The 22,397-nt window shown below is 50.9% G+C and carries 20 protein-coding genes; 6 read left to right on the top strand and 14 right to left on the bottom strand.

Going from position 1 to position 22,397, the window contains the following annotated elements:
* The first annotated feature begins 13 nt into the window (after positions 1–13).
* Positions 14–628, top strand: coding sequence for a thiamine phosphate synthase (thiE, locus tag Q4A84_RS09705; protein ID WP_303088749.1), 615 nt, complete (start codon positions 14–16; stop codon positions 626–628).
* A 205-nt stretch (positions 629–833) separates the two neighbouring features.
* Here the strand turns inward: thiE and lysS are convergent, their stop codons facing one another.
* The 10 genes from lysS to Q4A84_RS09755 form a co-directional block, all read right to left on the bottom strand.
* A complete protein-coding gene (gene lysS, locus Q4A84_RS09710) occupies positions 834–2,348 on the bottom strand; it encodes a lysine--tRNA ligase (protein ID WP_303088731.1) in 1,515 nt (504 codons plus the stop codon).
* Positions 2,349–2,524: 176 nt separating this feature from the next.
* Positions 2,525–3,793 carry a cell division protein FtsZ gene (ftsZ, locus tag Q4A84_RS09715; RefSeq protein WP_303088732.1) on the bottom strand — a complete coding sequence of 423 codons (1,269 nt, stop codon included), beginning with the start codon at positions 3,791–3,793 and terminating at the stop codon, positions 2,525–2,527.
* 114 nt (positions 3,794–3,907) lie between these two features.
* On the bottom strand, positions 3,908–5,143 hold the full coding sequence (gene ftsA / locus Q4A84_RS09720) for a cell division protein FtsA (protein WP_303088733.1): 1,236 nt from the start codon (positions 5,141–5,143) through the stop codon (positions 3,908–3,910).
* A gap of 29 nt (positions 5,144–5,172) precedes the next feature.
* Positions 5,173–5,907, bottom strand: coding sequence for a cell division protein FtsQ/DivIB (locus tag Q4A84_RS09725; RefSeq protein WP_303088734.1), 735 nt, complete (start codon positions 5,905–5,907; stop codon positions 5,173–5,175).
* Positions 5,897–6,808, bottom strand: a complete 912-nt coding sequence (locus Q4A84_RS09730) for a D-alanine--D-alanine ligase (RefSeq protein WP_303088735.1) — start codon at positions 6,806–6,808, stop codon at positions 5,897–5,899. The genes Q4A84_RS09725 and Q4A84_RS09730 overlap by 11 nt, the downstream gene beginning before the upstream one ends.
* Positions 6,809–6,879: 71 nt before the next feature.
* Positions 6,880–8,277, bottom strand: a complete 1,398-nt coding sequence (murC, locus tag Q4A84_RS09735) for a UDP-N-acetylmuramate--L-alanine ligase (protein WP_303088736.1) — start codon at positions 8,275–8,277, stop codon at positions 6,880–6,882.
* A 200-nt stretch (positions 8,278–8,477) separates the two neighbouring features.
* Positions 8,478–9,272, bottom strand: coding sequence for a thiazole synthase (locus Q4A84_RS09740; protein ID WP_303088737.1), 795 nt, complete (start codon positions 9,270–9,272; stop codon positions 8,478–8,480).
* A 30-nt stretch (positions 9,273–9,302) separates the two neighbouring features.
* Entirely contained in the window at positions 9,303–9,497 is a 195-nt protein-coding gene (thiS, locus tag Q4A84_RS09745; RefSeq protein ID WP_303088750.1) for a sulfur carrier protein ThiS, read from the bottom strand.
* 36 nt (positions 9,498–9,533) lie between these two features.
* Positions 9,534–10,655: an FAD-dependent oxidoreductase gene (locus tag Q4A84_RS09750; RefSeq protein ID WP_303088751.1), complete on the bottom strand. Its 1,122-nt coding sequence runs from the start codon at positions 10,653–10,655 to the stop codon at positions 9,534–9,536.
* Positions 10,656–10,763: 108 nt separating this feature from the next.
* The gene (locus Q4A84_RS09755; RefSeq protein WP_303088738.1) at positions 10,764–11,699 is read right to left on the bottom strand and encodes a LysR family transcriptional regulator; all 936 of its coding nucleotides are present in this window, start codon (positions 11,697–11,699) and stop codon (positions 10,764–10,766) included.
* A 293-nt stretch (positions 11,700–11,992) separates the two neighbouring features.
* Between Q4A84_RS09755 and Q4A84_RS09760 the strand changes: the two genes are divergently transcribed.
* From Q4A84_RS09760 to Q4A84_RS09775, 4 genes are all read left to right on the top strand, one after another.
* Positions 11,993–12,658 (top strand): hypothetical protein, encoded by a 666-nt coding sequence (locus tag Q4A84_RS09760; RefSeq protein WP_303088739.1) that lies wholly within the window; start codon positions 11,993–11,995, stop codon positions 12,656–12,658.
* A gap of 119 nt (positions 12,659–12,777) precedes the next feature.
* Positions 12,778–13,470: a hypothetical protein gene (locus tag Q4A84_RS09765; RefSeq protein WP_303088740.1), complete on the top strand. Its 693-nt coding sequence runs from the start codon at positions 12,778–12,780 to the stop codon at positions 13,468–13,470.
* A 119-nt stretch (positions 13,471–13,589) separates the two neighbouring features.
* Positions 13,590–14,246, top strand: a complete 657-nt coding sequence (locus Q4A84_RS09770) for a hypothetical protein (protein ID WP_303088741.1) — start codon at positions 13,590–13,592, stop codon at positions 14,244–14,246.
* Entirely contained in the window at positions 14,243–15,541 is a 1,299-nt protein-coding gene (locus Q4A84_RS09775) for a DUF6792 domain-containing protein (RefSeq protein WP_303088742.1), read from the top strand. The genes Q4A84_RS09770 and Q4A84_RS09775 overlap by 4 nt, the downstream gene beginning before the upstream one ends.
* 92 nt (positions 15,542–15,633) lie before the next feature.
* Here the strand turns inward: Q4A84_RS09775 and gcvP are convergent, their stop codons facing one another.
* The 3 genes from gcvP to Q4A84_RS09790 all read right to left on the bottom strand — a co-directional run bounded on the left by gcvP (position 15,634) and on the right by Q4A84_RS09790 (position 20,574).
* On the bottom strand, positions 15,634–18,483 hold the full coding sequence (gene gcvP, locus Q4A84_RS09780) for an aminomethyl-transferring glycine dehydrogenase (RefSeq protein ID WP_303088743.1): 2,850 nt from the start codon (positions 18,481–18,483) through the stop codon (positions 15,634–15,636).
* Between the two features lie 119 nt (positions 18,484–18,602).
* Positions 18,603–19,343 carry a UDP-2,3-diacylglucosamine diphosphatase gene (locus Q4A84_RS09785; protein WP_303088744.1) on the bottom strand — a complete coding sequence of 247 codons (741 nt, stop codon included), beginning with the start codon at positions 19,341–19,343 and terminating at the stop codon, positions 18,603–18,605.
* 82 nt (positions 19,344–19,425) lie between these two features.
* Positions 19,426–20,574, bottom strand: coding sequence for an MFS transporter (locus tag Q4A84_RS09790; RefSeq protein ID WP_303088745.1), 1,149 nt, complete (start codon positions 20,572–20,574; stop codon positions 19,426–19,428).
* A gap of 232 nt (positions 20,575–20,806) precedes the next feature.
* Here Q4A84_RS09790 and ilvE point away from each other — a divergent pair, with 232 nt between their 5' ends.
* Positions 20,807–21,805 carry a branched-chain-amino-acid transaminase gene (gene ilvE, locus Q4A84_RS09795; RefSeq protein WP_303088746.1) on the top strand — a complete coding sequence of 333 codons (999 nt, stop codon included), beginning with the start codon at positions 20,807–20,809 and terminating at the stop codon, positions 21,803–21,805.
* Positions 21,806–21,873: 68 nt separating this feature from the next.
* Here the strand turns inward: ilvE and Q4A84_RS09800 are convergent.
* The coding region (locus tag Q4A84_RS09800) for a hypothetical protein (protein ID WP_303088747.1) at positions 21,874–22,397 on the bottom strand (524 nt) is incomplete at its 5' end.

A 22,397-nucleotide genomic window follows, 5' to 3' on the forward strand; every position in this document is an offset into this window, starting at 1 on the left:
TATGTCAAAACCTTTGAGCTTTAACCCTCCGGTTTCTCCGCTGAAATTTTATGCTGTGGTTCCGACAGCCGACTGGGTGGAGCGCATGGTGCGAGCTGGCGCAAACACCGTGCAACTGCGCAATAAAACCCTAAGCGGTCAAGATTTACAACAGGAAATCAAACGCAGCGTCGCTACCTGCGCCGGCAGCCGCACTCAACTCTTTATCAATGATTACTGGCAAGAGGCCATTATGGCCGGCGCCTACGGTGTGCATCTCGGACAAGAAGACATGGATGATGCCGATTTGCAAGCCATTGCCAAGGCCGGCTTGCGGCTGGGTTTGAGCACCCATTCCGTGGCCGAACTTGACCGCGCACTCTCGGTTCATCCAAGTTACGTGGCCAGCGGCGCTGTGTTTCCCACCACAACAAAAGTGATGAAAACGGATCCGCAAGGTTTGGAAAAATTACGCGAATATGTTGAGCAGGCGGGCAGCACGCCGGTGGTTGCCATCGGCGGTATCGACCTGAGCAATGCGCGCGACGTGCTCGCCACCGGTGTATCCTCATTGGCGGTCGTCCGTGCCGTAACAGAAGCGGCCGATCCTGAAGCAACAGTAAAAGCATTTCAGGCTTTGTGGCCTTAACCCATGATTTTCAGACAGGCTCTATGCCTGTCTGAACATTTTTCTTCATGCGATTGCTGCGTGCCGGCATGAAGTATTCTTTTCCGCCGCTTTAAACCGAAACCGTATCCCCAAAAGCCGGCTTAGCTCCCATAACAACCGTTTTACCAAAAAGAATGCCTGTCTGAAAAGATATTCAGACAGGCATTCGCTTTATCCGTTTATATTATTCAGGCCGCATTTGCGGGAACAATATCACGTCGCGGATAGACGGAGCATCGGTCAGCAGCATCACCAAACGATCCAAGCCGATACCGCTGCCCCCCGTAGGCGGCAAACCGTATTCCATCGCACGAATGTAATCGGCATCGTAGTGCATGGCTTCGTCATCGCCCGCATCTTTCTGCGCCACTTGTGCGCGGAAACGGGCGGCTTGATCTTCCGGATCATTCAACTCAGAATAGCCGTTCGCCAACTCACGACCCACCACAAACAATTCAAACCGATCAGTCAAGCCGGGCTTGGTATCGGATGCCCGTGCCAACGGCGATACTTCCACCGGGTAATCGATGATGAAGGTCGGATTCCATAACTTGCTTTCGGCGCAGCCTTCAAACAAAGCCAATTGCAAGCTACCTATACCGGGCGACGGCGGAATTTTTTCGCCGTGTTTCACAATTTCCTGTTTCAGCCAGGCTTCATCACCCAACTGCTCGTCGGTATATTGCGGGTTGTATTTTTTAATGGCTTCCAAAATCGTCAATCGTTCAAACGGGCTTTCCAAATCTACCTCTTTACCGCCGTAGCTGATTTTGGCCGTACCACATATCTCGCGTGCTGCCGAGCGAATGACTCCTTCGGTCATTTCCATCATGCGCTCGTAAGTGCAAAACGCCTCATAAAATTCCATCATAGTAAATTCAGGATTATGGCGCGTGCTCATACCCTCGTTACGGAAACTGCGGTTGATTTCAAACACCCGTTCCAAACCGCCAACCACCAGTCGTTTTAAATACAATTCGGGCGCAATGCGTAGATAGAGTGGAATATCCAACGCATTATGATGGGTAACGAACGGCTTCGCCGTCGCACCGCCGGGAATCGGGTGCATCATCGGCGTTTCCACCTCAAGGTAGCGCTCGTTGACCATATAGTTGCGCACTGCCTGAATGATTCGGCTACGCTTGATAAACGTAGCGCGCGAATCCTGATTCACAATCAAATCCGCATAGCGCTGACGATATTTCTGCTCCTGATCGGTCAAGCCTTTGTGTTTATCTGGTAACGGACGCAACGATTTGGTTAACAGACGAATTTGCGATACCCGCACGGTCAACTCGCCGTGATTGGTTTTAAACAATGTGCCTTCTGCGGCCACTATATCGCCCAAATCCCAACGTTTAAAATCGTCGTGAGCTTCTTCGCCCACGCCCTGATTATTAATATAGAGCTGAATCTGACCCGAAACATCCTGAATCGTAGCAAAGCTCGCCTTACCCATCGCACGCTTGAGCATCATACGACCGGCCACTTTCACCGGTATTGCTTGCGGATCAAGCGTTTCTTTATCTAAATCGTCATATTTTTGGTGCAAATCGGCGGCAAAGCTGTCACGCCGAAAATCATTAGGAAACGCAATACCTTTGCGGCGGATTTCATTCAGCTTTTCACGGCGCAGCGCAATAATCTGGTTTTCGTCCAATAAGGTTTCTTCGGTATGGGAATTGTGTTGTTCGCTCATGATCGTTTTCCGAAAATAAAGGCGTAGAGCCTATTAAGAATAAATAATTTATATATTTTACGCGTATCCATCTGCTTTTAAAAGTCGTATGAAATAAAGTGCAAAAGCGTAAACCATGCCTGTCTGAAAAAACAAAGCCGAGTATCGACTCGGCTTTGTTTCTATCATTATCCAAATTAATCGTTTTGATTATTTTGGTTCTGTTTCCGACGCAACATTGCCGGAATTTCCAAATCTTCCAAAATGGTTTGGTTGGAAAAATCGGCAGCGGATAAATTCATATTACGCGCACCACGACCCGAACGGATAATGTTATCGATGTTCGGATAACCGCGATCATCTGCCAAAGCCGCCGCTGCAGCCATCTCGTCGAATTCGGAAGGCGAAAAGCCTTGTGATCTACCTCCACCGTGACCACCCCCCGATTGATTGCGGGCGTTCTGACGCAAGCTACCTGAATGGGTAGGCTGAACATAGTTTTCTTTCAAGCCTGTTGCAATAATAGTAACACGGATGGCATCTTCCGCCATATTTTCATCTTCTGAAGTACCGTATTTCCGCTCGGAATCCGGGTGCGCATATTCATTGACGACACGCATGATTTCACGGTATTCCGACATTTTCAGGCAACCGGGCGCGGTCGTGATATTAACCAACACACCGCGTGCGCCATCAAGGCTGACATTATCCAGCAGCGGGCTGGCAATCGCCTGTTCTGTTGCCAGACGCGCACGATCTACACCTTGAGCTGTTCCGGAACCCATCATCGCCATACCTGTAATGCTCATTACATTTTTCACGTCGGCAAAGTCAAGGTTGATAAAACCCGGGCTGGTTACTACTTCGGAAATACCGGCCACCGCGGCATGCAATACATTATCCGCGGCTTGGAACGCCTCGCGCACTGTTACGTCTTCGCCCAAAGCCGTCATCAATTTGTCATTCGGAATCACGATCAGTGAATCCACTTGGCTTTTCAATTGCTCAATGCCTTGATGCGCAATATTGATACGTTTACCTTCATGCTCGAACGGGCGTGTTACTACGGCAACGGTCAAAATACCCAACTCTTTGGCAATCTCCGCAACAACAGGAGCCGCTCCAGTGCCGGTACCGCCGCCCATGCCTGTTGTAATAAAGAGCATATTGGCACCGCGAATGGCATCCGCAATCGCTTCGCGATCTTCTTGAGCTGCCGCCCGACCCACTTCCGGGTTGGCTCCGGCGCCTAAACCACGAGTCAGATTCGTGCCCAACTGAATACGCTTAGGCGCTTGGTTTTTACCCAAGGCCTGAGAATCGGTATTAGCACTGATAAATTCAACACCGGCAATTGTGTTGCGAATCATATTGTTAATTGCATTACAGCCCCCGCCCCCTATGCCGATTACTTTAATTACCGCAGGGCTTGCGGCAGACTCTACTACGTCGTAAACCAAATCCATTTAATATGCTCCTTAGCGCCCTGCGTTAGGACGGAAAATAATTGCGTAAATGGTGTTATTATAAAGAACTTTTATACTTGGCAAAAGAGTTCTCGCGTGTTTTATATCGCTTATTTAAAAATTATTTCTTAAAAAATCTCTGATTTTAGTCCAAAGACTTTCTTTGGCATCGCCTACTGCGACCGCACCGCTGACCTGCCTGCCTTCCGTTTCGCCACGAGCCGCTTGCAACAAACCAATCGCAGTTGCATAACGCGGATTACGGATGCGCTCGGAAACACCTGCCATATCTTGCGGTACGCCGATACGTGCGGGAACTTGGAAAATTTCTTCGGCCAATTCCACCATGCCTGGCAATAATGATGCGCCACCGGTCAACACGACACCAGAATTTAATACTTCCTCAGGGAAACCTGAGCGGCGCAATTCATTGAGCGTCAACTCCAGAATCTCTTCCACCCTCGGGCCGATTACCTGAGCCAATACACTGCGCGGCACCTGACGCATCGGACGGTCTCCCACACTAGGCACCTCAACCATTTCATCTTCCATCTCCATATCCGAAATGGCCAAGCCATGGTGGATTTTGATGTATTCGGCATGAACGTAAGGTGTCCTCAAAGCATGGGCAATGTCGCTGGTAATCAAATCGCCGGCCACCGGAATCACGGCGGTGTGGCGAATAGCGCCATTGGTATAAACGGCAATATCGGTGGTTCCGCCGCCGATATCGATGACGCACACACCCAAATCTTTTTCATCTTCAGTCAATACGGCCTGACCGCTGGCAAGCGGCTGCAACATGATTTGTTCCATATTCAAACCGCAACGGTTAACGCATTTCTGAATATTTTGCAGCGCGGTTACCGCGCCGGTAATGATGTGCACGCGGGTATCCAAACGCACGCCGCTCATGCCGATAGGTTCTTTTACACCGGGCTGGTTGTCAATGATGTATTCTTGCACGACGGTATGCAGAATGTTGTGATCCGGCGGGATGTTGACTGCCTTGGCCGTTTCAATCGCACGGTCAATATCGGCCTGAGTCACTTCGCCGTCTTTAATTTTAACGACGCCTTGCGAATTCAAACTGCGGATATGATTGCCTGCAATACCGGTGGTTACGCTGTCGACTTTACAATCCGCCATGCGCTCGGCCTCTTCCATGGCCTGCTTGATGGCCTGCGCCGTAGCGTCGATGTTGGTTACCATGCCCGCTTTCAGCCCGCGCGAAGGCGCCTGGCCCAAGCCTACGATATGGATTTCATTGTCGTCACCGATTTCACCAATCAGAGCAATCACTTTCGACGTACCAATGTCTAATGCGCTGATGTATTGTTTGCTAGTCATAATTTTCCATTCGGTTGAATTCGCTTCGTTTAATTCTCTGGTTCGCTTCTGTCGAGCGACGCTGCGCCCGCTGTTTTTTTGCGGATGGCAAATCCGTCTTTATAGCGCATGTCTACATAATCAAGCTCAGCTTGCTGAGGTTTCAAAATACTGCGCCATACTTCGGCAAAACGGGTCAGCCGCTCTTTTTCATTTTCCCGGCCAAGGTATATGGTAATGCGGTTATCCAACACAATCGACCACGCCGAGCGGGGCGAATAAATCAGTTGGCTGATGTTCAAATTTAACGGCGCCAATTGCTGCCGGAACAAATTATAATGCTCCACCATATTTTTCTCGGTACCAGGCTCTCCTTCAAATGCAGGGAAGCGCTCCTCGCTTAAAGCCTTGAAAAGTTTTCCGTTGCTGTCAACCAAGCGGTTGTCTTTCCAACGGGCAATCGGTTGATGCTCCACCAGATGGATTTCCACTGTATCGGGCAATTTTCTGTTGATGGTAACGCCATCTATCCATGAGACGGCTTCAAACGCTTTTTGGGCGCCGTTGAGGTCGGCCTGGAAAATATTCCCACGCATGTATTTCTGAGCGATTTTTTCCAATTCACTATTATCGGCATGCGCCAAATTGCCTTCTATTTTAACCTGTTTGATCGGAAAATAGTTGGAATTATATAACCATGCAACAATCACTCCCACCGACAACAAGACTGCCAATAAAACCAGCCAGCTGCGAAACCGTCGCAGGAGCTTGAATCTATCCGACATGGGCGCTCTTCAGTATTTCGATGCACAAATCTGCAAAAGTCATGCCCTTGTGAGCTGCAGCTTTCGGAAACAGGCTGGTCGCAGTCATACCCGGCAGAGTGTTGACTTCAAGCAGGTAGAGTTTACCTTGCTCGTCTTTCAGAAAATCCACGCGACCGCTGCCCTCTCCGCCAACCGCGGCAAACGCTTTGAGCGCCAGCTCGCCCATTTTCTGTTCATCAGCTTCGCTCAAGTCGGACGGGCACATATAAACCGTGTCGTTGCGTTCGTACTTGGCTTCTTTATCGTAAAACTCAGTGGCCGGAATGATACGGATGCTGGGTAATGCTTCGCCGTTCAATACCGAACAGGCATATTCGCCGCCGCCGACAAATTGTTCGGCCAGAATCTCACCGTGCATATGTTTGATTTCTTTATATGCCGCTTTCAAGCCGCCGGCTGTTTTGACTTTAATCACGCCAACGCTACTGCCTTCCGCCGCCGGTTTAGCAAACAAGGGCAAGCCCAACTGGCGTTCGACCGCTTCAAAATCAGTATCGTCATTTAAAACCGCATAGTCGGGCACCGGCAAATCCAGCGCTTTCCACAAAAGCTTGCAGCGGTATTTATCCATGCCGATGGCAGAAGCCAATACGCCGCAACCTGTGTAGCGAACGCCCAACATTTCCAAAGCGCCTTGTATGATGCCGTCTTCTCCGTAAGTGCCGTGCAGAATATTAAATGCAACGTCAAATCCTTGGCTTTTCAATTCACTCAGCGGCCTTTCTTTCGGGTCAAACGCGTGGGCATCCACCCCTTTGCTTTTCAAAGCCGCCACAATTGCCTCTCCGCTTTTCAGCGAAATATCTCGCTCGCTGGAGAATCCGCCCATCAAAACGGCTACTTTTCCAAAATTCTGCATCTGCAATCCTTACTCAATCTTCTCTTTCAATGCCTGTCTGAAAAAATGATTCAGACAGGCATTCGGGGTGTTTACTTACTAGCGTCAACCAAAGCCTGTGCCGTTTTGTTGATGCTGCCCGCCCCCATGGTCAGCAGCACATCGCCGTCTTGCAGCACGTTAAACAGGGTTTGGGGCAGCTGGTTGACGTCTTCACAATAAATCGGCTCGAGTTTTCCCTGCACACGAATGGCACGTGCCAAGGCGCGGCTGTCGGCGGCCACAATCGGCTCTTCGCCCGCTGCATATACTTCGGTTAATACCAAGCTGTCGACGGTAGTCAACACGCTTACGAAATCTTCAAACAAATCGCGGGTTCGGGTATAGCGGTGCGGCTGAAAAGCCAATACCAAGCGTTTATCGGGATAGGCGCCGCGTGCCGCGGCCAATGTTGCCGCCATTTCAACCGGATGGTGGCCGTAATCGTCAATCACCAAAGCCTTACCGCCTTGCGGCAACGCAATCTCGCCGTAACTCTGGAAGCGACGACCTACGCCGGCAAAACCGGCCAATCCTTTACGAACGGCTTCTTCGTCGGCGCCGCATTCCAGCGCCACGCCGATGGCAGCCAACGCGTTAAGCACGTTATGACGACCGGGCATATTCAGCACCACATCAAACGGGGCGCTGCCGCTTTTGGGAATATGCACGGTAAAACGCATTTGCGCGCCTTCTGTCTGCACGTCGGTTGCATAAATATCGGCGGAGTCGTCCAGCCCGTAGGTGGCGAACGGTTTGCTGATGCGCGGCAAAATAGCGCGCACATGCTCGCTGTCGATACACAAAAACGCCTTGCCGTAAAACGGCATGCGGTGGATAAAATCGATAAACGCCTGATAGAGTTTGTCGACGCTATGGTCGTAAGTATCCATATGGTCGGTATCGATATTGGTCACCACCGACATCACGGGCGTAAGGTGCAAAAAAGAAGCGTCGGATTCATCGGCTTCCGCCACGATGTATTGGCCGTTGCCCAATTGGGCGTTGGTGCCCGCGGCAGTCAGTTTGCCGCCGATAACAAAGGTCGGATCCAGCCCGGCTGCCGCCAGAATGGAGGCGGTTAAACTGGTGGTAGTGGTTTTGCCGTGCGTACCGGCGATGGCGATGCCTTCGCGAAAACGCATCAGCTCGGCCAGCATCAAGGCGCGCGGGATAACCGGAATTTTCTGCGCCAACGCTTCCACCACTTCAGGGTTGTCGCGCTTAACCGCGGTGGACGTAACCACTACGTCTGCCCCGTTAACATGCTCGGCGGTATGACCAGGATAAACCTGTATGCCCAAACCGGTCAGATGGCGGGTTACCGCACTTTGCGCCTGATCGGAGCCGGACACGGTAAAGCCTAGGTTATGCAGCACTTCGGCAATGCCGCACATGCCTGAACCGCCGATACCGACGAAATGGATGTTTTTTACTCTGCTTTTCATCATAACCGTACTTCCAATCTGCGCTTTTTTTCAGACAGGCATAGCCGTTTCCGGCGCCACCTGATTCAAAGGTTTAAAAACCTGTTATTTTAAAGTGTGCAAAGAAGATATGCCATGTTTTTCATGCCTGTCTGAAAAGATTTTTCAGAAAATTACTTTGCACCGAACGTAAATAAAAACGGGCGGCAAAAACCGCCTGTTTTTCAATACTCCGCCGCATGCCAAAAAGGCTGGCCTACGGTCGGCGTACTGGCCTGTGCCTGCGTACGCGGTTGCACGGGATCAGCTTCGTAAGCCAGCCGCCCCGCCTCGACGGCGCCGGCAAATGCACGCGCCATGGCTACAGGGTCGCCGGAACGCGATACTGCCGTATTCAACAGCACCGCATCATAGCCCCACTCCATAACCTGTGCCGCCTGCGAAGGCAGACCCAATCCAGCATCGACAATCAGCGGCACGTCGGGCAGCCGTTCGCGCAAAACGCGCAAGGCATATTCATGCACCACGCCCAGCCCCGTGCCGATAGGCGCCGCCCACGGCATCAGCGCCTCACAACCGGCATCCAACAGGCGGCGGCAGGCGATAAGGTCTTCGGTGCAATAAGGCAGCACTTTGAAGCCGTCGTCTATTAGGATTTTCGCCGCTTCGACCAGCTGGAACACATCGGGTTGCAAGGTATCGTCGTCGCCGATTAATTCGAGCTTGACCCAATCGGTCTCAAACACTTCGCGTGCCATTTGCGCGGTTGTAACCGCTTCCTGCACGCTCTGGCAGCCTGCGGTGTTCGGCAAAATGGGTATACCTGTTTCTTGCAACAATGCCCAAAAACCTTGGCCAAACGTTTCGCCCGCCGAACCTGCGCGGCGCAGTGATACGGTTATCATGGCAGGGCGCGCCGCTGCAACGGATTGGCGTAAAACCTCCGCCGTCGGATAAGCCGCGGTTCCCAACAACAGACGGCTGGGAAAGGGGTGTTGATAAAGGGTTAATGCAGTCATAACAGCACTCGATTCAGACATTAATAAATGTTACCCGCCCACCACGGGCCGCACGATATCGACTTTATCCCCGCCGTTAAGTCGGGTGGATTCATAAGCCGTTTTGGGCACAAATGCCGTGTTCACGGCTACTGCAAACGGCTTTTCCGGCATAATCTGCGCAATCAGGTCGGCCACGGTTTCGCCGCTCAGCGCAACCGGCTCGTCATTCAATATGATATTTATCATCTATTCTTTCCATTCAAGCGGGTAGCTCTGTTTTCAGACAGGCATTCCGTTGTCAACATAAGCCATGCCGCTGGCTTCGTCGCCCGGCGGCACGCTTTTACCCGCCAACAATATCGCCATCAGCCGTGCGGCGGCGGCGGTAACGGAGGGAGAAATCATAAAACCGTGGCGAAACAAACCGTTCACTTCTACAACACGTTCGGCCAGACTATATCGGATTTCGGGGTTATGATGATTGAGCGTCGGGCGCAGATTGGTGGCGATTTCCAGCACTTGCGCTTCGCCGAACGCAGGGTGGACGGCATACAGCGCCGACAGCAATTCCAAGCCCGAACGAACACTCGCTGGCGCGCGGCTTTCGCTTTCAAGCTGGGTGGCACCGATTACAAAAACATGGTTTTCTTTCGGAGCAATATAAAGCGGGTAACGCGGATGCAGCAAACGCACCGGCCTGTTCAAGGTCACTTCCGGCGCATATGCACGCACCACTTCACCGCGCACGCCGCGCAATCGGCTGCCGCCGGCATCATGGCGGCGGTTCCATTCATTCTGCGCGCCAAATCCGCGGCAATCAATCACCCAGCCGAACCGCTGCCGCAAAGCCGACACATCGCTTTCGGTATGCCAATGGCAGGCTACGCCGCTTTCTTCCAAGGCACAAGCCAGCGCCTCCAACACTTGGCGGCCATCGAGCTGGCCCTCGCCGGGCAGATAAAAGCCTGTCTGAAAACGCCCGGCCAGCTGCGGTTCATGTTCGCCAATCTGAGCCGCCTGCCATGCGGTAAGCTCGCCGCCGTCGGCACGCTGCAAATGTTGTTTAAATTGCGTTGCCAGAGGCTTGTCTTGGTGGTGCCACACAATCAGGCTGCCGTTTTGCTGCATAAAAACCGGCTTGCTCAAACGGCTTAAAATATCGCGCCACAGAAGAATGCTCTGCCGCCCGAGCCGGGTAACCAACGGCGTGGCTTCCACCGATTCGGCTTGCGGCGCCAACATAGCGGCCGCAACGAAAGCCGCCGCCTCGCTGCCATCGCGCAGGCCTTTATCAAATAAAGCTGTTGAGATACCTGCTTGCACAAGCTGCCAAGCCAACAAGCGTCCGACCAAGCCGCCGCCCAATATGGCGATTTGTGCCTCATCCCGCACCATGTTCATCTTCATCATCCTCTGTTTCGGCCAGCCCGAATTATAACGGATTTAGACCCGTCGGCCGCATGGCAAAACAAGTCAATCGGCCGCATCAAACCTATCCGTTAAACCGTTTCAGACAGGCTTCATTTCCAATACGCTCAAACCGGGCAAGTCGGCAAAGCTTTGTTCGATAACGATTTGGCAAAAGTTATCCAAATACGTTTTTCCGGTATCTTCGGCCCGCATCGCCGCATAAAGCTCGCTTTTCAAGCCGGAAGCGGTGATTTTACGCGAAATCACATAACCCTTTTCCAAATAAGGCATCACCGTCCAGTAAGGCAACGCGGCAATCCCTCGACGGCTGGCCACCAACTGGATAATCGCGATTGTTAATTCGCTGTGCCGCCGCCGCGGGTTGATGCCTTGAGGCAGCAAGATCTTGCGCAGCAAATCGAGCATATCGTCTGGCACGGGGTAAGTAATCAGCGTTTCTTCGGCAAAATCCTCCGCCGCCCATACTTCTTTTTGCGCCAACGGATGATCTTGGGCGCAGATGCCGACCATTTCATAAGCAAACAACGGCTGGTAAACGATACTCTGCTGCGGCACCGCCTCCGACACAATAGCCAAATCGGCCCGATGATTCAGCAGCAGCCCTACCGGATCGGCCTGAAAACCCGATACGATGTCTAATTCCACTTGCGGCCATAACGGGCGGAACACGCCCATTGCCGGCATCAGCCAGTCGAAGCAGGTATGGCATTCGACGGCCAGCCGCAACTCGCCCGCCTCGCCCTCGACAATCTGCGCCATATCCCGCTCCGCCGCCGCCACTTGCGGCAACAGGTCGCGCGCCAGCTGCAAAAGCCGCTTACCCGCCGGAGTAAACCGCAACGGGCTGGATTTCCGCTCGAACAGGGGCGTATCGTAATAATTCTCCAGTGCGCGAATCTGGTGCGAGAGCGCCGATTGCGTTAAAAACACGCGCTTGGCCGCCAGCGATACGCTGCCGGTTTCCTCCAACGCGAGCAAAGTCTTTAAATGACGCAAATCAAGAATGGTTTCCATAATTTTTCAGACAGGCTTCAACAGATGTTTATATTAAAATAATTCATGTTTAGATGTAAACAATAATGCCTGTCTGAAAAGTTTTCAGACAGGCTTTTCATACTTTATAAAACAACCAAAAATGAAACTAAGTGTTCTTAGTATACTAAACATATTAGCATACTAAACATATTAACAACAAAACTACCGATAATCTGATATAAAATACTTTTCAATCATCCTATCTTAAAATCAAACAGGCTGTCTGAAAGCCCCGAACAGCGTGATTATCCATTCGTAAAGAAAGAGCCTTTATGAAACCCTTTACTTCCCTTCTAACCGCAGCCTTATTATCCGCCGCCAGCCTGAGCGCCTGCGGCGGGTCGGAGAACCGTATGAGCATTCAAGAGCAGACTGAAAAGCGTTTCCAACTCAACCCGCATCCTACAAAAGCCTATCGCATTAAAATTAAAATCAACGATGCCCCCGGGCCTTTGAAGCTAACCGGAGATATTTATATCCGATATATGGCCAGAAACTGTTCTTATGTCATTAATGAACTTGAAGGCGCGTCAGCAGAGCCCACCAAATACGTTAATTATAAAGCTCGTCCAATTGGGCATGATGAATATGAAGTTATTTTCTATTCTGACGCTGTACAGGATGAAGACTACTTTGGAAAGGGTGTTTGTCATTGGAAACCTGATGGTTTCGGCGGAGCATTTAATGCAACGGGTAAACCCGAAGAAACAAGGTTCAGCATTAGTGATGTGATGAGAGTGCTAGTAGAGCAGAAAACACTAACCAAGTATTATTGGAAAGGTGCATACCCTTATTACAAAAATGATGATGGCTCCATCTTCATAAGGAGTGATGGTGTTGGGTTTACAGATTTTGGAGAACCTTTAAATAAATTCAGCAATGAAAGGCAAAAAGATTTATTTAATATAACTGTTACTCTTGAAGAAATGAAACCATGACTACAAGACAACAGAATGTCAATTTCGCATCAAAATCCCTATTTATCGAACGGATTGATAATCAGGCTGTCTGAAAGCCTCGAATAGCGTGATTATCCATTCGTAAAGAAAGAGCCTTTATGAAACCCTTTACTTCCCTTCTAACCGCCGCCTTATTATCCGCCGCCAGCCTGAGCGCCTGCGGCGGATCGGAGAACCGTATGAGCATTCAAGAGCAGACTGAAAAGCGTTTCCAACTCAATCCACACCCCACAAAAGCCTACCGCATTAAAATCAAAATCAACGATGCACCCGGGCCTTTGAAGCTGATTGGCGATATGTATGTAGGCTATACGGCTCAAAACTGTTCGTATGTCATTAATGAATTTGAAGGTGCGTCAACCAATCCGCATAAAGATATTCCGAATAAAATTCGTCAAATCGGACAAGATGAGTATGAGAGCATCATTTACTTTGATGCTATGCAGGATGAAGACTATTTTGGAAAAGGCGTCTGCAAATGGGAAGTTGAAAACTTCGGCACTGCCTTTAAAGCGACGGGTAAGCCTGAAGAAACAACATTTAATGTCAGCGATGTAATGGAAAAGCTGATAGAGAAAAAAACACTGACCAAATATTATTGGAAGGCTCGCTATCCTTATTATAGAAATGAAGACGGTTCCATTGCTTTACAAAATGACGGTATTGAAGGAATGCCAGAGCGGGCCATCGGCTATACCGAGTTTGGTTCGGATTCAATTAATGATTTTGGAACAAAGCAACGTAAAAACTTATTCAATATAACTGTTACTCTTGAAGAAATGAAACCATGACTACAAGACAACAAAATGCTCGCTTCGCATCAAAAAACCTATTTATCGAACGGATTGATAATCAGGCTGTCTGAAAGCCTCGAACAGCGTGATTATCCATTCGTAAAGAAAGAGCCTTTATGAAACCCTTTACTTCCCTTCTAACCGCAGCCTTATTATCCGCCGCCAGCCTGAGCGCCTGCGGCGGGTCGGAGAACCGTATGAGCATTCAAGAGCAGACTGAAAAGCGTTTCCAACTCAACCCGCACCCTACAAAAGCCTACCGCATTAAAATCAAAATCAATGATGCGCCCGGGCCTTTGAAGGTAACAGAAAATATTTATATCCGGTATATGGCTAGGAACTGTTCTTATGTCATTAATGAACTTGAGGGAGCAAAAGCTATGCCTGAAAAACATATTGATTACGACCTGCATCAAACAGGAAAAGATGAATATGAGACTATTGTTTATTTCGATGCCGTACAGGATGAAGACTACTTTAGAAAGGGTGTTTGCCATTGGAAGCCTGATGGTTTCGGTGGCATATTTAAAGCAACAGGTAAGCCTGAGGAAACAGGATTCAGTATTAGTGATGTGATGGAAAAACTGATAGAGAAAAAAACACTGACCAAATATTATTGGAAAGGTGCATACCCTTATCTTAAAGATGAAAATGGCTCAAAATATGATGACGATGTAGTTTCTTATGGTGCTGACTCCCCAACTAAATACAGTACAGATAGGCAAAAAGATTTATTTAATATAACTATTACACTTGAGGAAATGAAGTCATGATTACTCAACAACAAAATGCAGACCTTGCTGAGGATGCTTATAAAAATCGAGTTGAAACCAAAAAGGATCAAACTATTCCTATTGGCGGTCATAACTATAAAGTACTTAAAGTTCATACCAATCCTAAAACAGGCTATTACGGCGCAGTCTATCAAGATGCCGAGACCAATGAAATTATCGTTGTTCATCGGGGAACAGAATCGCCTCTCAAAGACTGGAGAGATGCCCAAACTGACCTCAAGATGGTTACCGATAAGGCCAACAATCAGGCTGAAGATGCTGCAGAGCTAACTCGAATAGCGATGGAAAAGGCAAAGAAATTTCATGAAGATAATCCTGAGTTGCCCATGCCTACAATCACCCAAACCGGCCATTCCCTCGGCGGCGCACTCGCCCAAATCTGCGCCTACCGCTTCCATCAGGAAGGTATGACCTTCAATGCCTACGGTGTCGCAGGCATGTATCACATCCCCGAAGGCGGTAGCATGGTTACCAATTTCTCAACAGCCGCCGATGTTGTATCCGCTGCCAGCTCTCATTACGGCAAAGTCGTGATTCTCGCCACACAGCAAGAGCTCAACGATCTGGCCGAATACGGCTACAACAATAAAAGCAACACAATGCTGACCCGAGCCTTCGGTGCCGCGGCTTCCACTATGGGTGCCGCCCATACCATCGATAACTTCGTCGGCCCCGATTCGATTCTTTCCCGACAGAATTTCCGCCACGCCCGCTCGCTGGCGGAAGACAACAAACATATGATTGAGGATTTTCGCAGCGATGTCGCCAGCATCAGAGAAGGCGTTCATGGCGGTATCGAAGTCAATCGGAAAGCCCGCGACATCATGCGCTTCAGCCCTGCCGAAATGATGCTGAAAGAAATCCGTAAACATTCGCCCTTATCCATGGAAGACAACCAAACCGCACCTACCTTGGGTCTCGCCGATATGCCGGAGGCGGCCCAAAAGATTTACCATACAAACAAAGAGCATCTGGCTGCTTATTATCAAAAAAACAACCTACCGTACGAGAAAGAAGGTTTGGAGAATTCAGCGATGGCACTCGCTGCTTTAGGCTATGCAAAAAATATGGGCGATACGCCTCTATTTAACGTTAAAGACGGGCAATTTTTAATTGGCGAACGTAATCCGGGCTTGATTACAGCTTCAATAGATGTAGATAAAGCCATTACCACTCCCGTTGAGGAGAGCATCAACCGTATTCAGCAAGTAGCGCAGGAAGAGCAGAATCGTCAAATCGCGCAAAATCAGTCAAATGGGATGAGTAGAGCTTAATCTAAAGAGTTGCTCCGAAATTAAGGTAGAAGCCTGTCTGAAAATTTTTCAGACAGGCATTGCGCTTTAAAATCAATACTCACGCTTCTGTGTTAATCTTCATAAGCGGATAAAGGCGGGCACGAGCAAACCAGATTGCGGTCGCCGTAAACATCGTCGATGCGGTTGACGCTGGGCCAGAATTTATTTTCGCGGATATACGCCAATGGGAACACGGCTTCTTCGCGGCTATATGCGCGGTTCCATTCGCCGGCAACATCGGCGGCGGTGTGCGGCGCGTTGACCAGCGGATTGTCGTCTTTCGGCCAAACGCCGTTTTGCACCTTCAGCGCTTCTTGCTTGATGGCTTTGAGCGCGGCGATGAAACGATCCAGCTCGGCTTTGCTTTCCGATTCGGTCGGTTCAATCATCAGCGTACCGGCTACGGGGAAAGAAACGGTGGGCGCGTGGAAGCCATAGTCCATCAAGCGTTTGGCGATATCGGTTTCCGTAATGCCACTCTCGGCTTTGAGCGGGCGCAAATCAACGATACATTCGTGCGCAATACGGCCGTTTTTACCCGTGTAGAGAATCGGATAATCGGCACTCAGCGCTTTGGCCACATAATTGGCATTCAACAAGGCCCAGCGGGTGGCCTGCTCCATACCCTGCTTGCCCATCAGCGTGATGTACATCCAAGTAATCGGCAAGATGCTGGCCGAGCCGTAAGGCGCGGCGGAAACGGCGCTCATGCCCTCGGTTGCGCCTTCAACAGGGCAAACCGCATGGCTGGGCGCATACGGTGCCAGATGGGCTTTCAAGCCGATGGGGCCCATGCCGGGGCCGCCGCCGCCGTGCGGAATGCAAAAGGTTTTATGCAGATTCATGTGCAATACGTCGGCACCCACTTCGGCCGGCTGCATAATGCCGATTTGGGCATTCATATTGGCGCCGTCCATATACACCTGCCCGCCGTGCTCGTGAACAATCCGACAAATATCGCGGATGCCTTCTTCATACACGCCGTGCGTAGACGGATAGGTAATCATCAGCGCGCCCAGCGTGTCTTGATATTGCGCCGCTTTGGCTTTCAAATCGTCAATGTCGACGTTGCCATGTTCGTCGGTATCGACCACCACCACTTTCATGCCCAACATTTGCGCAGTCGCCGGATTGGTGCCGTGGGCCGATTTGGGAATCAGGCATACATCGCGTTGCGGCTGGCCGTTGGCCTCGTGAAAGCGGCGGATAGAGAGCAATCCGGTGTATTCGCCTTGCGCACCCGAGTTCGGCTGAATACAAACAGCATCAAAACCGGTAATGGCTTTAAGCTGCGTTTGCAAATCTTCCAACAATTGCCAATAGCCGGCGGTTTGCTCTGCCGGAGCGAACGGGTGGATATTGGCAAACTCGGGCCATGTTATCGGCAGCATTTCCGCCGTTGCGTTTAACTTCATGGTGCAGGAGCCAAGCGAAATCATGCTGCGGTTCATCGCCAAATCGCGCTCTTCCAGTTTTTTCAAATAACGCAGCATCTCGTGTTCGGTGTGATAACGGTTGAACACTTCATGCGTCAGGATTGAATCGGTACGCAGCAGATTTTCAGACAGGCGTTGCGGCGCTTCGGCAGGCACCGTAAGCGAAGAATCGCCGGTAAACAGCATATGCAGCACGGCCAAATCTTCCAACGAGCTTTCTTCATGAAACGCGACCGCCAAAACTTTATCGCCAACGCGGCGCAGGTTGAAGCCCGCGTCGAGCGCATTTCGGTAAATCCGGTCTGCCTGAGCGCCGCAATCAACGGCCACAGTATCGAAGAACACTTCGTGCACCACCTGCAACCCTTTGGTGCCCTTCAAAGAATCGGCAAACGCAGCCGCCAGCGCATGAATGCGGCGGGCAATGCGTTTTACACCTTCGGGGCCGTGGTAAACCGCATACATGCCGGCCAGATTCGCCAACAGCGCTTGCGCTGTGCAAATATTGGAAGTGGCTTTTTCACGGCGGATATGCTGCTCGCGGGTCGACAGCGCCATCCGTAACGCAGGTTTGCCCGACGCATCTTTGGAAACGCCGATAATCCGCCCCGGAGCAGAGCGCTTGAATTCATCTTTAAACGCAAAATAAGCCGCATGCGGGCCGCCGAATCCCATCGGCACGCCGAAGCGTTGCGTATTGCCCAATGCGATATCTGCACCCAGTTCGGCCGGCGGTTTCAATAAAACCAAACTCATCACATCGGCCGCCACCGCTACAATCACGCCTTTTTCTTTCAGACAGGCAATCACATCGCCCAAATCGGCCACATCACCGTCTTTGCCCACATATTGGAACAACGCACCGAAAAAGTCGCCGTTGCGCGCCGCATCAAAATCGCCAGTTTCCAATTCAAAGCCGAAATATTTGGCACGGGTTTTCATCACATCCAAGGTTTGCGGCAAAACGCGTTCGTCAACAAAAAAGCGGTTGGATTTCGATTTGCCCACCCGCTTGGCCATTGCCATCGCTTCGGCGGCGGCGGTAGCCTCGTCCAACAATGAAGCGCCGGCCACATCGAAGCCGGTCAAATCGATGCACATCTGCTGGAAATTAAGCAAAGCCTGCAAACGACCCTGCGCGATTTCCGCCTGATAAGGTGTGTAAGCGGTATACCAGCCGGGATTTTCCAGTACATTGCGCAAAATCACGTTCGGCATGCGGGTCGGGTAATAGCCGAGGCCGATATAGCTTTTATTGACTTGGTTGCGCGCGGCGATGGCTTTGAGTTTCGCCAGTGCGTCGGCCTCAGTCAGCGCCGCCGGCAAGTCAAGTTCAGACGGCATACGGATGCTTTTCGGCACGGTATTGTCGATAAAACCGGCCATGTCCCGCTCGCCCAGCGCTGCTAAAAGCGCCGCTTCGTCATTAAAACTGATATGGCGTGCGGCAAATTCCTTTGGATTAAACAGGTCTTTGAAATTCATAGTTTTCCTTTGTATTTTCTATCTTCCGTCCGCAAAATCTGCGCATGGAATGATTGTAAACGTTTTTGAATACTTTGATGTCATTATTTGATGGGCAAAAGGATTTCAGACAGGCATTGCTATTGCCCGCCCGCCTCCAATGTCTGCAATTGAGCGCTGCCTTCGGAAACAACCAGATACCCGCCGTGATTGCCATACCAATCAGGCAACACAAAACGCTTAACCGTTTTATCGCCAAACCGATGCTCGTGCACATCGGGTCGGTGGGTATGACCATGAATAATGGCCTGCACCTGAGGATAGCGGTTTAAGGCGGCCTGAACGCCTTGCTCGGTTACGTCGGAAACCGGCGTATGCCCCATCTGCTGCTTTTTCCGCTTGCTGGCGGCGCGGATTTTCGCCGCAATTTTGCGGCGGCGGCCTTGCGGCAGAGAAAGCAGTATTTTTTGCAGCCATTTTTTGCGGATAATTCGGCGGAAACGTTGGTAAGACACGTCGTCGGTACACATTTCGTCGCCGTGGGTAATCAAATAAATTTGGCCGTAAAGCACCACTGCTTGATTTTCCGGCAGCACAATCATGCCGGCGCGATCTGCGTATTGTGGCCCGAGCAGAAAATCGCGATTGCCGCAGATAAAATAAACCGGCGCTGTTTCGGAAAACGCTTTCAGCGCCGCTGCCGCAGTTACCGCGATTTCGCTCAGCACATCGTCGCCCAGCCAAACTTCAAACAAATCGCCCAGAATATACAGTGCGTCCACCCTGCCCTGCCAGCGTTGCAAGGTTTGCAGAAACAGTTCGTTTAAAGCCGGCGTGTCGTCGGAGAGGTGCAGATCGGCGATAAAAATGGTTTGACGCATAAAGAGAGGGTAATTTCCGAATATCAAAGCGCATCATAACCGAATTTTCAGCCACGGCAAGCCCATTTTTTCAGACAGGCATTCACATGCGCTTGCTTGCAATCAGTAAAGCCGCAACCTGCACCAGCAGCAAGCTGCCTACCACGCCCGTCCAGCCGCCGTGCGTATAAGCCAGCCCGCACATCAGCGCACCCAAAGTGCCGCCGCCGTAATAAGCCATATAATACAAACCCGACGCCAACGAGCGGCCTTCTTTTACTTTGGCCGCAATATAATTAATGGTCGCCGCCTGCGTAATAAACACGCCCGACGACATCAGCGCCAGCGCAACAATCACAATCCACAACGGCGAAGCCAACGTGCCGACAACCCCTGCTATCGACAAACCGACCGCAATCATGACCGTGCCCGCGCTGCCGAAACGGTTAATCAACCGTGCCGACAAAGGCGTAATCACCATGCCGATTAAGTAAACGGCAAACAAATTGGCCAGATTGCCGCTGGAAAGCGAATAAGGCGGCTCGGCCAGATAGAGATTGATATAAGTAAAACAGCCGACGAGCGAACACAACACACAAGCCCCCAGCAGGCAGGCCGACAGAAGATAGCGATTTCTCAAATGCCCGATTAACGTGTACCAAGCCGTTTTGAACCGCGGTTTGGCCACAAAATGCTTCGATGCCGGCAACTGCTTCCAAACAAAAACCGCACAAAATGCACTCAAGCCCGCCAACACATAAAACGCAGCGCGCCAACCCATCCATTCGCTCAAATGCCCAAGCAGAAAACGACCGAGAAAGCCGCCCAGCACCGAGCCCGTCACATAAACCGACAACAACTGCGTCATCTGCAGCCCGCTGAATTCCTCGCCAACATAGGCCACCAGCACCACCGTTATCCCGGGAACCGCCAACCCCTGCAAGAAACGGTAAAACACCATCTGCTCGATACCGGTTACCCCGCTCAACAGCGCCGTCGGAATGCTCAATAAAAGCAACGACCAGATAATCAAACTTTTCCGGCCTATTGCATCGGAAAGCATGCCCATAAACGGCGACATCAGCGCCACACCCAAAACCGTAGCCCCTACCGCCATCCCCACTTGGATTTCGCTGGCATGCAAATCATGTATCAAAAGCGGCAAAACGGCTTGCACCGAATAAACCTGCAAAAATGCCGCAATACCCGCCAGAAACACGGCCATTTTAGGCAACAAGCGAGAAAGATTCATAAATAGGCTCTCAAAAACATAAATAACCTTGATAATGCAGAAACACCAGATAAACCTGACACCACAAAAGGCTTTTTCAGACAGGCATTATACGCCGCCCGCTACATTAAGTTACAAATGCCGCATTCCCCCAACAAGCGCTTGCCAAACCCCTACTCTCAAGCGTATCTTTACACCTTTACTTAACCTCTTTACCCATTTGGTCCAACCATCCGGTTTAAGGATAATAATTATGAGCAGAACCGTTCCTGCCGTGTTCGGCAGCGTATTTCATCAAGAAATGCCCGTATTAGCTTACGAAAACGGCGCATGGCAGCCGCTGCGCTGGCAATCGGCGCAAGATTTGACTCTGGCACCCGGCGCCCACGCGCTGCATTACGGCAGCGAATGTTTCGAAGGGCTGAAAGCATTCCGCCAACACGACAACCGTATCGCGCTGTTCCGCCCGAGCGCCAACATCGCCCGCATGCAGCAAAGCGCCAAACTGCTGCACCTGCCCGTACCCGAAAGCGAAGCCTATCTGAATGCCTTGCTGGAGCTGGTCAAACGCGCCGCGGAAAACGTACCCGACGCACCGGCCGCCCTCTACCTGCGCCCCACTTTAATCGGCACCGATCCCGTTATCGGCAAAGCCGGTGCCCCTTCCGAAAGCGCACTGTTATACATTCTGGCATCACCCGTGGGCGACTATTTCAAAGTCGGCTCACCCATGAAAATTCTGGTGGAAACCGAACACATGCGCTGCGCACCGCACATGGGTCGCATCAAATGCGGCGGCAACTATGCCTCCGCCCTGCCTTGGGTATTAAAAGCCAAAGCACAATACGGCGCCAATCAGGTTTTATTCTGCCCGAACGGCGACGTTCAAGAAACCGGCGCGTCCAACTTCGCCCTGATTCACGACAATGAAATCATCACCAAACCGCTGACCGACGAGTTTCTTCACGGCGTAACCCGCGACACAGTGCTGACCGTTGCCAAAGATATGGGCTACACAATCAGCGAGCGCAACTTTACCGTGGCCGAGCTGAAAGCTGCCGTAGAAAACGGCGCGGAAGCCATTTTAACCGGCACCGCCGCCGTTATTTCCCCCGTTACCTCCTTCATCATTGACGATCAGGAAATCCCCGTATCCGGCCAAGCGCGCGGCTATGCAATTCGCCAAGCGGTAACCGACATTCAATACGGTTTCACCGAAGATCATCACAATTGGTTGGTATACGCGTGCTGACCCCATTCTGATAGTAAAAGCCTGTCTGAAAAGATTCAGACAGGCTTTTTTTAATCTTTTCCACCAATCTAAGAGATGCTTCTCCCACGCGATTGCGAATGATATTCGGCCATTGCCATTTCACGTTGTTGCGCCTTTTGAGCCAATTCCTGCTCTGCCTGCCGCGACTGAGCTACGCTTTCTTCTATGGGCGTTGCAGCCGCTTGGGCAGAATCTAAAGAAGCATAGCTCAAAACACCTTGGGGTGTTAAATGCCCTACGGAAAGCAGACCGTCTTCCCTGATATGGAGCGATTGCACATGAGGAACGCGTTCCCGATAAGCGGCAACACCGATTGCTGCCGCCGTTTTATCCGCATCGGCTTCGTTATAAGCAATGCCATGTTTGTTATAAAAACCAACCAGATGCGTCTTACACTCTTCGCAAAGCTGCCGCGCCTTCGATGGCATATCGGCGAGACCCAAGGTAGGTGCGGTTTGATTGTCTTCCATGGATAAGGGCGAATGTTTGCGGATTTCTTTCAGCATTATTTCGGCGGGGCTGAAGCGCATGATGTCGCGGGCTTTCCGATTGACTTCGATACCGCCATGAA

This window comes from Neisseria sp. (assembly GCF_030527965.1).
Lineage (GTDB): Bacteria > Pseudomonadota > Gammaproteobacteria > Burkholderiales > Neisseriaceae > Neisseria.